At 61.7% G+C, this 14805-nt stretch carries 13 protein-coding genes; 3 read left to right on the forward strand and 10 right to left on the reverse strand.

Annotated elements, in window-relative coordinates; all coding sequences use genetic code 11:
- Positions 1-90: 90 nt before the first annotated feature.
- A complete protein-coding gene (locus RB548_RS05600) occupies positions 91-1317 on the reverse strand; it encodes a L,D-transpeptidase family protein (protein WP_331374894.1) in 1227 nt (408 codons plus the stop codon).
- A 193-nt stretch (positions 1318-1510) separates the two neighbouring features.
- The gene (locus RB548_RS05605; RefSeq protein WP_331374018.1) at positions 1511-2803 is read right to left on the reverse strand and encodes a DNA polymerase IV; all 1293 of its coding nucleotides are present in this window, start codon (positions 2801-2803) and stop codon (positions 1511-1513) included.
- 75 nt (positions 2804-2878) lie between these two features.
- Between RB548_RS05605 and RB548_RS05610 the strand changes: the two genes are divergently transcribed.
- Positions 2879-3466: a GNAT family N-acetyltransferase gene (locus RB548_RS05610; protein WP_331374019.1), complete on the forward strand. Its 588-nt coding sequence runs from the start codon at positions 2879-2881 to the stop codon at positions 3464-3466.
- A gap of 74 nt (positions 3467-3540) precedes the next feature.
- Here RB548_RS05610 and RB548_RS05615 read toward each other — a convergent pair whose 3' ends face one another.
- Together RB548_RS05615 and RB548_RS05620 are read right to left on the reverse strand one after the other, a co-directional pair.
- Complete coding sequence (locus tag RB548_RS05615; protein WP_331374020.1) at positions 3541-4197, reverse strand: hypothetical protein; 657 nt, start codon at positions 4195-4197, stop codon at positions 3541-3543.
- 2 nt (positions 4198-4199) lie between these two features.
- On the reverse strand, positions 4200-4472 hold the full coding sequence (locus RB548_RS05620) for a DUF3572 domain-containing protein (protein ID WP_331374021.1): 273 nt from the start codon (positions 4470-4472) through the stop codon (positions 4200-4202).
- Between the two features lie 156 nt (positions 4473-4628).
- Between RB548_RS05620 and RB548_RS05625 the strand changes: the two genes are divergently transcribed.
- Positions 4629-5000, forward strand: a complete 372-nt coding sequence (locus tag RB548_RS05625; RefSeq protein ID WP_037382972.1) for a response regulator — start codon at positions 4629-4631, stop codon at positions 4998-5000.
- A gap of 17 nt (positions 5001-5017) precedes the next feature.
- Positions 5018-6385, forward strand: a complete 1368-nt coding sequence (locus tag RB548_RS05630; protein WP_331374022.1) for a PleD family two-component system response regulator — start codon at positions 5018-5020, stop codon at positions 6383-6385.
- A 553-nt stretch (positions 6386-6938) separates the two neighbouring features.
- On the opposite strand, the gene rpmG is transcribed toward RB548_RS05630, so the two are convergent.
- The 6 genes from rpmG to topA all read right to left on the reverse strand — a co-directional run bounded on the left by rpmG (position 6939) and on the right by topA (position 14655).
- The gene (gene rpmG / locus RB548_RS05635) at positions 6939-7106 is read right to left on the reverse strand and encodes a 50S ribosomal protein L33 (protein WP_153436600.1); all 168 of its coding nucleotides are present in this window, start codon (positions 7104-7106) and stop codon (positions 6939-6941) included.
- A 93-nt stretch (positions 7107-7199) separates the two neighbouring features.
- Complete coding sequence (locus RB548_RS05640) at positions 7200-8384, reverse strand: MFS transporter (RefSeq protein WP_331374023.1); 1185 nt, start codon at positions 8382-8384, stop codon at positions 7200-7202.
- A 13-nt stretch (positions 8385-8397) separates the two neighbouring features.
- Complete coding sequence (locus tag RB548_RS05645; protein ID WP_331374024.1) at positions 8398-9114, reverse strand: NUDIX hydrolase; 717 nt, start codon at positions 9112-9114, stop codon at positions 8398-8400.
- Positions 9111-9566 carry a DUF983 domain-containing protein gene (locus tag RB548_RS05650; protein WP_331374025.1) on the reverse strand — a complete coding sequence of 152 codons (456 nt, stop codon included), beginning with the start codon at positions 9564-9566 and terminating at the stop codon, positions 9111-9113. Before RB548_RS05650 ends, RB548_RS05645 begins: the two co-directional genes overlap by 4 nt.
- 41 nt (positions 9567-9607) lie before the next feature.
- Positions 9608-11977: a ribonuclease R gene (gene rnr / locus RB548_RS05655; protein WP_331374026.1), complete on the reverse strand. Its 2370-nt coding sequence runs from the start codon at positions 11975-11977 to the stop codon at positions 9608-9610.
- 2 nt (positions 11978-11979) lie between these two features.
- Positions 11980-14655, reverse strand: coding sequence for a type I DNA topoisomerase (gene topA / locus RB548_RS05660; RefSeq protein WP_331374027.1), 2676 nt, complete (start codon positions 14653-14655; stop codon positions 11980-11982).
- Between the last annotated feature and the right edge of the window lie 150 nt (positions 14656-14805).

The following is a 14805-nucleotide window of genomic DNA, read 5'->3' on the forward strand; positions in this document are numbered from 1 at the left end:
AAAGCGGGATGCTCTAGCGCATCGGCCCAAAAATCGGAATCGATTTTCGGAAAGCACGATGCGTAGATTCAAAGAGCCGAGCTGGGGCCGTCAGCGCGCAGAAGTGCGTGTGATGGTGATGAAATCCGTTCCCTCGCCGGTTTCCTGTCCGCTCTCCGCATCGGAGATCGACAAGGACGATCCGTTGACGAGAAGACCTGCTATCCGCGCCCGCACGTCAGGGGACACCGCGAGCCGGCCCAGCGTCGCTTGGAGCGCATTGGGCGCCGAAGCATCAGCGTCAACCGAAATGCCGAGGCGTTTTTTCATCGACACCGGAAGGTGATTTTCCAGGGAAACGCCAAACCATTTGCCGATGCCGCTTGCTCCGTCGTGATGCTGGAACTGCAGGAAATGCGTTCCCAACGCGGCTTCCGGCTGCTCGATGTCGACGTCGGCGGAGAAGAGCGGTTGGAACCGCTGACGCACGAGCAAGATGCCGTTCGACGGCTTTTCGCGGCCGGCCTTGCGGAACACTTTGTCGATCAGGTCCGGCGTTATTTTGCCGTCAGGTGGAAGACCCTCGGCGGACTGGAATGCGCGCACTGCGTCAAACGTGGCGGGACCGGTCCAGCCATCCGGGACGCCGGCATCAAAGCCGAGGCTGTTAAGCAGCGCCTGCAACTCGCGGACGGTGTCGCGGGTGCTGCGCCGCGTGATCAAGATGCGGATCGGTGCCTGCGATTGGCTGGAAGCGGTCGGGACCGAAGCCGTCTTGATCATTGCCACTTCGAGTGAGTCGGTTTCCTTCTGGCTGAGCGCCGGACGCAGGGGAACGTCGGAAAGGGGTACCGGCCTTTCCTCAAGCGCCTGCTTCGGCTGGAAAAGCGTCGCACTCGAAACCTCGATAGGAACCACCTGTCGATCCGATATCAGAACGTGCATTCCGTGCCGGGTCATCCTGAACAGACTTGCCGCAAATTTGCTGGGCAGCCGCACGCAACCGTGGGAAGCCGGGTATTTCGGTACATGGTCTGAGCCATGGAGCGCAATTCCGGACCAGGTCAGCCGCTGCATGAAAGGCATTGGCGCGTTCGAATAGATGTTGGACTTGTGGCGGCGGCGTTTCTCGAGAATCGAGAAGATACCCGTCGGCGTCGAATGGCCGGCTTTTCCGGTCGATACCTTCGAGGTGGCTACGACGACACTGCCGTCGTAGACGACGATCGAGTGCTGCTGCGTCGAGATGATCACCTGCAGCGGTTGATCGCTGGCTGCAGTGACGGACGACGCCGACGCCAGCAGGAGGGCGAACCCGCCTCCGAGAGTGAAACGCAAAACCATACTCTCACTCCAACGCAAGAACTGTCGAGTGAGCGTATCCGCCAATATTTAAGGAATTCAATCAGTGCGAGCGAGCCTACAGCGCCGTGCTCCTTTCAGACGCACAAGGGTCGCTGTAGCACTTTGAATTGCTGCATGTTTTGGCCCTCAATCGGCTTCATCAAGGAAACTGCAGGAGGCGATCGCTTCATTGATCGCGGCGCCGGTGGCCGAAGGTGTAGCCGGTCTCGACGGTCGTCTTGCCGAACTTGTCGCGCAGCTTGTTGATGGCGTCTTCGGCGGCGGCACGCCTCGTCGCCGCCGGATCCACCAGATCCGGCGGGTCGGCAAGTCCGGGATCGGACAGGTCGCTGACGCCGATGCCGATCAGCCTGTATCGCGTGCCGTCGACTTCCTTTTCCAGAAGCTGGAGGCCGGTGCGGAAGATACGATCCGCCAGACGTGTCGGGCTGTCGAGCCGCCGGTTGCGCGTGCGAAGCTTGAAGTCGGCGGTTTTGAGCTTGAGGACGACGGTTTGTCCGGCGAGTTCTGACTTGCGCAGCCGCAGTGCCACCTGCTCGCTGAGCCGCCTGAGATGCGGCACCAGTTCCTCGGGGCGCGAGAGGTCATCGTTGAACGTGGTTTCCGACGACACGCTCTTGGCTTCCCCGTCGGTCTCCACGATCCGCTCGTCCAGGCCGCGCGAGAGGCGGTAGAGCCTTTGGCCCATCGTGCCGTAGCGGCGCATCAGGTCGGCCTCCTCCATCATCTGCAACTGGCCGATCGTGCGGATGCCGTCGCGTTCGAGTGTCGCGGCAAAGGCCTTGCCGACGCCCCAGATCAGTGTGACCGGACGCTCTTTCAGGAAGTCCACGGCCTCGGCCTGACCGATGACGGAAAATCCTCGCGGCTTCTGCAGGTCGGAGGCGACCTTGGCGAGGAACTTGCAGTAGGACAGACCAACCGAGACGGTGATGCCGATCTCCTGCTCCACCCGCTTGGCGAATCGGGCGAGCGTTCGGGCCGGCGGATCATGATGAAGCCGCTCGGTGCCGCTGAGGTCGAGGAAGGCTTCGTCGATCGACAGCGGCTGCACAAGCGGCGTCAGTTCCAGCATCAGCGACCGTACTTCGCGCCCGACACGCGAATATTTCTCCATGTTCGGCTTGATCACGACCGCCTGCGGACAGGCTTCCAGCGCCTTGAACATCGGCATGGCGGAGCGGACACCGTGAATGCGGGCGATGTAGCAGGCAGTCGAAACGACGCCGCGTTTGCCGCCGCCGATAATCACCGGCTTGTCGGCTAGCTCCGGATCGTCACGCTTCTCGATCGAGGCATAGAAGGCGTCGCAGTCGATATGCGCGAGCGTCAGCTTGTAGAGTTCGGAGTGGCGAAGAAGCCGCGGGCTGCCGCAGGATAGACACCGTCGCGCCCCGGCAGCCTGCTCCTTGAGGCAGTCTCGGCAGAAGCCAGGAATCGATGCAGCGCTGTCGGGCATATCCGGAACAAATGTTGAACGCGGCGACTTTACGCTCTACGCTACTGAGTCTCAAGGCGGAGATCGGAGGCCGTTTTGGATATCACCCTTGAATTCGAACCGGTCACGGCGCGGCGCTGGCGGGACTTCGAACAGCTCTTCGGCCGGCAGGGCGCCTTCTGCGGCTGCTGGTGCGTCGCACTGCGACTGCCGCACGCCATCCGCACCCGCATGTCCCCCGACGAGCGCAAGGGCTTCATCAAGGATCGGATCGCAGTTGGACCGCCGCCCGGTATCCTCGGATATTGCGAGGGCGCGCCGGTTGCCTGGGTGCAGGTCGGCCCGCGTCATGACGTCCCTCAATTCAATTCGCCGCGCACGGTCTCGCGCCCGCTTCGCGACCACGAGGCCGAGGATCCATCGGTTTGGGCGCTGAGTTGTCTATTTCTTCTGCCGCGGCTGCGCGGCAACGGATTGAGCCACCGCCTGCTTGGTGCGGCGATCGACCACGCGCGGGCCGGGCACGCCCGCTTTCTCGACGCATGCCCGATCGACCACGCCAAGCAGTCGAAATCGGCGACGCTCTGCATCGGCTCCACGGCGATCTTTGACATTGCCGGTTTCGCGACGGTTGCGCGGCGCAAGGACGGCAGACCGCTGATGCGATTGGACTTGAGCCGATGAGCATCGTCGCTGGAAATCGGCGGGCCTCCGACGTGGTGGCAGCAGCGCGCCGACAGAGCCGCTTGAAGCGTGGCTCAGCTCCGCGGCGCCCAGCGTCCGAAGTGAGCTCGGATCAGCGGCGCGGCCTCCGCCCAGTCCGCAGCCGCATGGATGCCGACATCGGGTACCGGGGCGAGAGCGCGAAATTCGGTGTTCGCCATCAGGTTTATCAGAAGACAGGAAGGTGCGTGATCCCTTACCGAATGGAGATTGCGCAGAATGTCGTCGATGAAGACGACAGGGAGTTCGCGGCCGCCGTGCAGGTGGTTCACAAGCGGGCCCTTGGGTTCCTCGGAGGCGAGCAGCGGATAGGGGAGGCCGAGGGCGTCGAGCAACGCGCGCCGCCTGGCTGCGTGCCGCGGTGGCATCGCGGTCAGAAACACGATGTCCGCCTCGGCGGAGAGTTCCGCAAGGGTGTTGACCACCAGCGCAGCCGGTGTCTGCCATTGCTCCTGCGCATCATAGAAGGCGTCGAGCAGCGCCTTCACAGTGGTCTCGCTCGCTGTTTCGCCGCTCTGCAGATCGACGATGTTGCCGGTCAGGCGGAAGGAGTGGGGCAACAGCCTGTGCTGACGGCTTTCGAGGAAGAGTTTGAACGGTGTCAGGAATTCAAGGACGACTTCATCGACATCGCTGACGATCAGGGGGCGGTGCCCCAGATGAACGACGTCTTCGGGTCGGTCAGCGGTCATGCTCAGCTGTCCTCGAAATCCGAGGCGCCGGAGAGAACGAGGTGTGCCCGGACCACGTCCTCCGGCCGCGTTTGCGTCGCTGCGCAAAAAGCGATCAGCGTCGGTTCGTGGTCCATCAGGAAAGCGACCAAACCGCCCATGAAACCCGGCTCACCGATTGCCGTGCGCAACGAACCGGGATCGGTGCCGGTCAGGGCGAGGAAGCGGGAGAGAAGGTCGGGTTCATCGGCGAGCCAGGCGAGGATGGCGATTGCAGTTTCGTCAGCGCTCTTCATGGTGTCGAACCTCTCGTCATCTTGCGCCCGGAATTACCTATTTTTCAACCAAATAGCGCTAGTCTTGCGACTGAGGAAATGGGCCGAGTCGTTGAGTGTGCAACTTATATGTCCTCAGTGGACTTGCAAGGCGGCGGCGGACAGCAAGGTATCGACATGCCCAAACAGGTGATGATTGTTGAGGACAACGAGCTGAATATGAAGCTCTTCCGCGACCTGATTGAGGCTTCTGGCTATCAGACGATCCAGACGCGCAACGGCATGGAGGCGCTCGAGCTTGCGCGCAAGCACCGGCCCGACCTGATCCTGATGGACATCCAGTTGCCCGAGGTTTCCGGTTTGGAAGTCACGAAGTGGCTCAAAGAAGACGACGAGCTTCACGTCATTCCGGTCATTGCCGTGACCGCGTTCGCCATGAAGGGCGATGAGGAGCGTATTCGCCAGGGTGGTTGCGAAGCCTATGTCTCCAAACCGATTTCGGTTCCGAAATTCATCGAAACGATCAAGACCTATCTGGGCGATGCCTGAGCGGCGGGAAACTTGAGATGACAGCACGCATCCTCGTCGTCGATGACGTACCAGCCAATGTGAAGCTCCTGGAGGCGCGGCTGCTGGCTGAATATTTTGACGTCCTGACGGCAGGGGACGGGCAATCTGCCTTGGCGATCTGCGAAAAGACGCCCGTAGACCTGGTGCTGCTCGATATCATGATGCCGGGCATGGATGGGTTCGAGGTCTGCGAGAGGCTGAAGGCGAACAGCCGGACCGCACATATTCCGGTGGTGATGGTGACGGCGCTCGACCAGCCGTCCGATCGGGTGCGTGGACTGAAGGCAGGTGCCGACGACTTCCTCACCAAACCGGTCAACGATCTGCAACTGATGTCGCGGGTCAAAAGCCTGGTACGGCTGAAGAATGTCAGCGACGAATTGCGCCTTCGCGCGCAAACGGCACATACGATCGGTCTGCAGGACCTTGAGCGCCCAGATCGCCCGGATGAGCCGGGTCACATTCTGCTGGTCGACGCGCGCGCCTCGTCCCAGGAGCGGCTTCTGCGGGCGCTGAAACCGATCGCCGACGTCTCGGTGATATCGGATCCTCAGGCGGCCTTGTTCGAGGCGGCCGAAAGCAATTTTGATCTCGTCATCGTCAACGCGAACTTTGACGACTACGATCCGCTGCGCTTGTGCTCGCAATTGCGTTCGCTGGAGCGCACACGCTTCATTCCGATCCTGCTGGTCACCGAGCAGGGGCGTGACGAGATGGTCGTTCGCGCGCTAGAGCTTGGCGTAACGGACTATGTGATGCGCCCTGTCGATCCCAATGAGCTTGTGGCTCGCTCGCTGACGCAGATCCGCCGCAAACATTGCAATGACCGGCTGCGGGCGAGCGTCCAGCAGACGATCGAACTGGCGATCACCGACGATCTCACGGGCCTGCACAACCGGCGTTACCTGGACAATCATCTGAAGCTGTTGATGGACCGTGCCGCTGCCCGCGGTCGGCCGCTTTCCATCTGCATTACCGATATCGACCGCTTCAAACACATCAACGATACCTACGGTCACGACGCGGGAGACGAAGTCCTGCGCGAGTTTGCCAATCGTGTGCGTGCGACTGTCCGGGGTGCGGACCTCGCATGCCGGTTTGGTGGCGAGGAATTCGTGATCGTCATGCCGGACACCACTCCAGAAATGGCGGCGATCGTCGCCGAACGCCTTCGTCTGATGGTTGAGAGCCGGGCGTTCGCCATTCCCCAGGCTGACACCGTTCATTCCGTCACGGCGTCCCTCGGCATCTCCAGCCTCAGAGCGGAGGGCGATACGCCGGAAGCGTTGTTGAAGCGCGCCGACATGGCGCTCTATCAGGCCAAAAACAACGGGCGCAACAGGGTTGTGGCGGCTGCCGCCTAACCTTGAAGGCAGCAAGTAACGCGGTCGATCGGCCGCGATTAGAATGCTCTTTTCAGGCTCTTGTTAAGTTTCTTTAAAGTTGTATTCTCCGCTGCGCCGCTGGTGCTGGGGCAAAGCATTTCCATAAGCGGCAGATTCGGCATTGTCCGAATATGAGACAGAATTAACCAAACGCCGAGCAACCTTGTTCCGGCGATTAAGAATTCGTTGATTTTTTTTTATTTTCAGGCAATGCTGATACGCATGGAAGCGTGACTTCCATCACCAATCGGTTACCCCATGATGCTCAGGTCCGCCGCATCTCCTGGGTCGTGGGGTCGGTCGGCTGTCTCTCGATGCTCGCGGATTCCTCGTGCCGCAGTCGGAAGGCAGCCGACCCCCTTTCAAAACGCCGCTTCGCAAGAGGCGGCGTTTTTCGTTTCAGTTCAGTAAGATAGAGCTGTTCGACGCTGCGGTTGGTGCGCCTTTTTGAGGCAGCGGCTGAAGACAACAGGCCAAAGAAAAAGCGCCGAACCTCGCGGCTCGGCGCTTTAAGGAGACTGAAACGCTGATCTTACTTGATCTTCGTTTCCTTGAACTCGACGTGCTTCTTCGCGATCGGATCGTATTTGGTCTTCGTCATCTTTTCCGTCATCGTACGGCTGTTCTTGGTCGTGACGTAGAAGAAACCCGTGTCGGCCGTCGACAGCAGCTTGATCTTGATGGTGGTAGCTTTCGCCATGGTCGTCCTGCCTTTATAAAAATGAAAGCCGTGGACAACCGGTTGCGGGCCACGGTCAAGGTTGGCGCGAAACTACAAATCGCGACCGAAAAGTCAAGGCCGTTTTGGATTCAAAACGATCCGGACCACCGAAAGCGCAACATAAAGCCCGAAGAATGCTGCGATTGCCCAGGCAAAGCCGCTGTTGCCGGTGACGTCGATTGCGGCGCCGATCACCTGCGGGCCGGCAACTGTGCCGACGGCGTAGGAGAAAACAAAGGCGGCATTGGCTGCCGCAAGATCGGCGCCCTGAAGCCGGGAGCCCAGGTGGCTCAGGCCGACTGTGTAGAGGCCCGAAACGCATCCGCCCCAGAACAACAGCACCAGGGCCATCAGGATCCAGCTTTCGACCAGCATCGGGAGACAGAGGGCGCCGATGAAGCCAATCAGCGTCATCGCCGAGAGAAGCGTACGGCGATCCTTCACGTGGTCGGAAAGCATGCCGAGAGGAATCTGGAAGATGAAGTTTCCGATTCCCATGACCGTCAACAGCAGCGCTGCCTGCGATTCGGTAAAGCCTGCCCGCGTGCCGAAAATCGGGAACAGCGAGAGACCGCCCGATTCGACGGCGCCGAAAATGAAGACCGCGGCGGTCGCCGTGGGCACGAGGAACACATAGCGCATGAAATGGCGCTCGGGCTTCTCGTCGAGGACGGGGCTTTCGTTACGCGCCAGAAAGATCGGTATGGCCGCAAGCAGGATCACGCCGGCGCCGACGGCGAAGGGCAATATCCCCTCGCTGCCGAGGATCGAAAAGAGCAGGGGGCCACTCGCGAAACCGAGCGAAAGCACAGTGCCGTAGATACCGAGCACGAAACCGCGCCGGTTTGGCGGCGCCGTCGCGTTGATCCAGAATTCCGATAGGATGAAAAGTACGGTGATCGCGCCGTGGAAGACGACCCGCAAGGGGAACCACAGCCAGAAATTCGTGATGTAGTAAAAACCGAGCGCGCTCGTCGCCGCAAACAGTATCGCCAGGAGCATTGTCGGCGCGACGCCGTGACGATGCGCGAACTTCGTCGTGAACGGGGCGGCCGCCATGGACGCGAGACCGGCCATTGCCGAGTTGAACCCGATCAGTGTCGAGGGGATGCCGCGCTTCTCCATGATGATGCTGAGCAACGGCAGCCCCAGGCCGATGGCAATGCCGACCGCCGAGATTGCAGCTACCGCCGCAATCAGCGAAAGCCAGTGAATTTCGTCAACCGGTGCAGGCGTACCGGACGGCGGCTTTGACATTCGAAAAGAACCCTTAGAGGAGCATGCGGACAAAGCGCCCACGGCGCATGAAGTAAAACGGCACCGACCTTTCACGAGGAAGGGAGGGATCCGATTCGAGGCTGCTCCTCAGGTCCGCAAGGATCGTGGCGGTGATTTCCGGTATTTGGAGGGGTGGAAGGTTGTTCACGTCGATCCACTGCAAATCCTGAAGCTCCCGGCTTTCCAGAATCAGCGAAGCGTCGATGTCGGCCTCATCCGCAAAAACCGCGAAGAAACGTGTGTCGAACCGCCTCGAGTGTCCCGGAGGAGTGATGGCCCGAGCCATATAGCGTAAGTTTGCGAGATCGGGAAGGAAGGGGAGGCCGGCGCCCGGTTCGAGGTTTGGCTTGCCGACGCGGACGCCGGCCTCTTCGTAAAGCTCCCTCAAGGCGGCCAGAGCAAGCGCCCGCGCCCGTGCGTCGGTCAGCGGTCGTCCTTCGACCGACTTCAGCAACTGCAAAACGGCGGGATGGAGATCGCCTGAAAAGCCCAGCCGATGGTCGGACGGATCGCGCCGGCCGCCGGGAAAGACATAGAGGTCGGGCATGAAGGCATGGGCGCTGTGGCGCTTTCCCATGAGCACACGAATGCGCGCGTCCGACCGGTCGAGCACCATGATGGAAGCGGCGTCCCGTGGTCTTACGGGCCGGCTTCCCGGGGAGCGGGATTGTGGCGAAGCTGCGTTGCCATCACGGCGGTCCGACGTCATGCCGAGGCGTCTCGCGGCGGGAGGACGTCTTCCGGAGCATCCTCCTTGCCGCCGAAACCATGCATCTTCAGTGCCCACTGCAGCCCAATGACGGCACCCTTGACCGGCTGCAGCAGTGCAACGGAGCTGGCAAGCGTGACCGGTGCCCAGATCGCCAGATGCTGCCAGGTCGAAAGCGGGAGCACGAGGTCGGTCATCATATAGCCGGCGAGCACGGCGTGGCCGACGATCGTGACGACGATATAAGGTGGAAAGTCGTCGGCGCGATGATGATCCATGCGCTCTCCGCACGCAGCACAGGCATCGACAGACTTGATGAAGGCCCGGAAAAGGCGCGCATCGCCACAGGCGGGGCAGCGGCCGATCAGGCCGCGCTTGATCGAGCGCATGACGGGACGGTCTTCGTCCTTCATTCCGCCAAGACGGAGCTCCTCGGTGGCCGCTGTCTTCATACCGATATCCTTCATATCCGACACCGCATTCCTGTCGGCTGCTATCGCCTGCCTCGCGGTGCCCGCGTTCCCGGTCGCTTGCGCGCGCCGGGTCGATCGCGACGGCCGGCCTTGTGGAAGGAGCGTGTTGCGGTCGGCATCTTTCGCCCTTCGCTCAACATCTCGAAGCGGAGCGCGCCGGCAAGCGGCACGGCCTCTTCCAGTTTGACGCGCACCGGATCTCCGAGGCGATAGCCGAGCCCGGATTTTTCGCCCGACAGGGCCTGATGGGCCTCGTCATAGATGTAATAGTCGCGTCCGAGCGTAGATATAGGGATAAAGCCGTCGGCGCCATAGGCGGGAAGAGTGACAAAAAGTCCCGCCTTGGTGACACCCGAGACGCGCCCGTCGAATTCCTCGCCGATGCGTCCGTTCAGGTGATGCGCGATCAACCGATCGATCGTATCGCGCTCGGCCGCCATCGCGCGCCGCTCGAAGGTGGAAATCTCCGCGGCGATATCGTCAAGCGCACCTCCCTCTTGCGGCGTCGTGCCGCCCGAGCCGAGGCCGAGCGCGGTGACGAGGGCGCGATGCACGACCAGATCGGCATAGCGACGGATAGGAGAGGTGAAGTGTGCATACTTCATCAGGTTCAGGCCGAAATGCCCGATATTTTCCGGGCTGTAGAGCGCCTGGCTTTGCGAGCGCAGCACCATTTCGTTGACCATCGTCTCGTAGGGTTTTCCCTCGGCCTTCGACAGGACGCCGTTGAAATGGTTCGAGCGCATGTTGCCGCCCTTGACGAGCGAGATGTCGAGCGTCGCCAGGAATTCGCGAAGCGTCTCCTGCTTTGCAAGCGATGGCTGGTCGTGAACGCGATAGATCAGCGCCTGCTGCTTCTGTTCCAGCGTCTCTGCCGCGGCGACATTCGCCTGGATCATCATTTCCTCGATCAGCTTGTGCGCGTCGAGGCGTTCCGGCACGAAGACGCGGTCGACGGTGCCGTCCGGCTTCAGGATGATCTTGCGCTCCGGCATGTTGAGTTCGAGCGGCTGGCGCCGGTCGCGTCCGCGCGTGAGTATGCGGTGGGCCTCCCAGAGCGGCTTGAGGATCGTTTCCAGGATCGCTCCGGTCTTGTCGTCCGGCGCCCCGTCGATTGCGGCCTGGGCCTGGTTGTAAGAAAGCTTGGCGGCGCTGCGCATCATGATGCGGTGGAACGTGTGTCCGGCCTTGCGACCCTCTTTCGAAAACCGCATCCGGACAGCGAGCGCGGGGCGGTCGACACCTTCCTTCAGCGAGCAGAGATCGTTGGAAATGCGCTCGGGCAGCATCGGCACGACACGGTCGGGAAAATAGACCGAATTCCCGCGCTTCAACGCTTCGAGGTCGAGTGCAGACTTTGGCTGGACATACCAGGAGACGTCGGCAATCGCGACAGTGACGACCACGCCACCCGGATTGTCGGGTAAAGGATCGGGCTCCGCATAGACGGCGTCGTCATGGTCCTTGGCGTCCGCCGGATCGATGGTGATCAGTGGCAGCGAGCGCCAGTCCTCGCGGTGTTCCATGGTCGCCGGCCGTGCTGCCTCCGCCTCTTTCAGCACCCGCTCGGAAAAGACGTAGGGAATCCCATGCGCGTGGATGGCGATCATCGAGATCGCCTTCTCCGATGCAACGGAGCCGATGACGTTCTGCACCTGTGCGCGCGGCAGGCCATACCGCCCGATGCGGGCAAGATGCACCTCCACGAGATCGCCGTCCTGAGCGTTACCGGTGAAATCCGGGTCGACGAGGATCTCTTCGCCGCGCTTGTCGATCGGCATCAGCCGCCCGCCGCCGCCAGGAGTGGGGCGAAAGACGCCGAGTACGGCATCCTTGCGCTTGTCGAGGACCTTGATGATGCGCGCCGTATAGGCGGGACCGCCGCGGTCCTTCGAGGGAAATATCTTCGCCAGCACACGGTCGCCGAGACCGCCGACGGGTGCCTTGCCCTTCGCCTTGCCGACAGCGGATTGCTTGATAAGGACCGCGGGGGCGACGCCGTTGTCGTCCAGCCACTCCGCCGGTCGGCCGATCAATTCGCCATCGATGTCACGTATTGTGATGTCGAGGACCGTGACGGGCGGCAGACCGCCCGGACGAACGAGCGATTTGCGCTTCTTCTCGACCAGGCCGTCCTCTTCCAGCGAGCGCAACAATGCCTTCAGTTCGACGCGTGCCTCTCCCTTCAGGCCGAAGGCCTTGGCGATTTCCCGCTTTGAGGCCTGCTGCGGGTTCTCGGCGATGAAGCGCATCAGCACATCGCGCGGCGGAACGGCGCCGTGAATGATCGTCTCCCTTTCGGCGGCAGGTGCCCCCTTGGCCGCCCGGCCGTTCTTCTTGACTGCGCCCTTTCCGGGCCGTTCGGTCGGGTCGCGCGGGATTCTGGTCAACGTCAGTCCTTCTTGGCCTTCGCGGCCGTTTTCGATTTCGCCTTGGCGGCGGTCTTCGGCTTCGCGGTTTTTGTTGCGCCGTTCGAAGCGGCCTTAGTGGTCTTTGCCGTCGTTGACTTCGCCTTGGTCGCCTTGCCTTTCGTCGCACCGCCCTTGGCCGCGCGTTCGGCAATGAGCGCCAGCGCCTCTTCGACGGTCACGGATTGTGGATCCTTGCCCTTCGGCAGCGTCGCGTTGACCTTGCCCCAGTTGACATAGGGGCCGAACCGCCCGTCGCGCACGGTGATCGCGCCTCCGTCCGGGTGTTCTCCGAGTTCCTTGAGCGCCGCGGCAGCGGTGCGCCCGCGGGAGCCGTTGGCGCCCTTCGACTGCTTGTCCGCGAGCACCGAAACCGCCCGGTTAAGCCCAATCGCGAAGACATCCTCGATCGAGTCCAGGTTGGCATAGGTGCCGTTGTGTAGCACGAAGGGTCCGTAGCGGCCGAGACCGGTGGAGATCATCTTGCCGGTTTCCGGATGCGCGCCGATGTCGCGCGGCAGTGACAGCAGCGCAATGGCCTTTTCATGGTCGATCGATGCCGGCGTCCAGCCCTTCGGCAGGCTCGAGCGCTTTGCATCCTTGCCTTCGCCCCGCTGGACATAAGGGCCGAAGCGGCCGCTGCGCAACGTGATTTCCTCGCCGGTATGTGGATCCTTGCCGAGGCTCAGAGGCTCGTTCGACGCGGAAGCTTCCGCATCGCCGTTGGTTTCGGAGGAAAGCTGGCGCGTGTAGTTGCACTCCGGGTAATTGGAGCAGCCGACGAACGCACCGTATTTGCCGAGCTTCAGCGAGAGTTTTCCTGTTCCGCAGACCTGGCAGATGCGCGGATCACTGCCGTCTTCCCGCTTCGGGAAGACGAGCGGCGCCAGTTCCTCGTTGAGGGCATCGAGCACGTTGGTGACGCGCAGTTCCTTGGTATCTTCGATCTGCGAGAAGAAGTCTTTCCAGAACTCGCGCAGGACGTCCTTCCAATTGAGGTCGCCGGCGGAAATCTGATCGAGCTTCTCCTCCAGAGACGCCGTGAAATCATATTCCACATAGCGCGTGAAGAAACTCTCCAGAAAGGCTGTTACAAGGCGGCCCTTGGCCTGGGGCACCAGCTTGCGCTTGTCGGTCGTCACATAGTCCCGGTCAAGGAGGGTCGTGACGGTTGCGGCATAGGTCGAAGGACGGCCGATGCCGAGTTCTTCCATCTTCTTGATCAGCGTCGCTTCCGAGTAGCGCGGCGGCGGCTCAGTGAAGTGCTGGGTGGCGTTGATCTTCTGCTTGGCGAGGTTCTCCCGCGCGTTGATCTCTGGCAGGCGGCCGCCCTCGTCACCGTCATCGGCCTGCTCGCCATCTTCCTTCATATCGGTGTAGGCGGCGATGAAGCCGTCGAATCGGATCACCGAACCGGTGGCCCTGAGGCCGGCCTTCTTGCCGCCGTTGTCGGCGATGATCTCGGCGGTCGTCCGCTCGATTTCGGCCGAAGCCATCTGGCTCGCAATGCCACGCTTCCAGACGAGATCGTAGAGTTTGAGCATATCGCCGTCGAGGAAGCGGCGCACCTGGTCGGGTGAGCGGTTGAAGTCCGTCGGGCGGATGGCCTCGTGCGCTTCCTGGGCGTTTTTCGCCTTGGTGGAATAGAAGCGCGGCTTCTCCGGCAGGTACCGCTCGCCGAACTGGCTGCCGATCGCCCGGCGCGCAGCGTCGATCGCCTCGGGTGCCATCTGTACGCCGTCGGTACGCATATAGGTGATGAGACCGACGGTCTCGCCGCCGATATCGACGCCCTCGTAGAGCTTCTGCGCCACCTGCATCGTGCGGGAGGCCGAGAAGCCGAGCTTGGAGGAAGCCGCCTGCTGCAGCGTCGAGGTGGTGAAGGGCGGCGCCGGATTGCGCTTGACCGGCTTTGCCTCGACGCTCTCGACCACATAGCTCGCGCCATCGAGAAGGGTCTTCAGCCGGTTGGCCTCATCGCCATTGCCGATTGCCTTTGGCTGCAGCCGCTTGCCGTCGGACGAGACGAGACGTGCTTCGAATTCGTCGCCGCGCGGCGTCTTCAGGAGCGCCGAAATATTCCAGTATTCCTCCGTGACGAAACGTTCGATTTCCGCTTCGCGATCGCAGACGAGACGCAGTGCCACCGATTGCACACGGCCGGCCGAGCGAGCGCCCGGCAACTTGCGCCAGAGGACCGGGGAAAGGTTGAACCCGACGAGATAGTCGAGCGCGCGTCTGGCGAGGTAGGCGTCGACCAGCGAGATATCGATATCGCGAGGCTCGGCCATTGCATCGAGCACGGCTTTTTTCGTGATCGCGTTGAAGACAACGCGCCTCACCGGCTTGTCGCCGATGACCTTCTTCTTCTTGAGAAGGTCCAGCACATGCCAGGAGATCGCCTCGCCCTCGCGATCCGGGTCGGTTGCGAGAATCAGGCCGTCCGACGATTTCACGGCGTCGGCGATGTCCTTCATGCGTTTCGCCGAAGCGCCGTCGACCTCCCAGGACATCTCGAAGTCTTCGTCCGGCCGCACCGATCCATCCTTGGCCGGCAGGTCCCGCACGTGGCCGAACGAAGCAAGCACCTTGTAGCCGGGGCCCAGGTACTTGTTGATCGTCTTGGCCTTGGAAGGCGATTCCACCACTACAACATTCATCGTCATTCTCTGAGACAATCTCTTTTGGCGAAGCGCAAATGCTGCGCGCCGGATGTTGACGCCACGAAATGGACAGGGATTCGGGCGCGGTCAAGGGGTTTCATTGAAAATAGCAACATCCCCATGGACCGCAACCAAATGGCAACATCC

The organism is Sinorhizobium chiapasense (genome assembly GCF_036488675.1).
GTDB lineage: Bacteria > Pseudomonadota > Alphaproteobacteria > Rhizobiales > Rhizobiaceae > Sinorhizobium > Sinorhizobium chiapasense.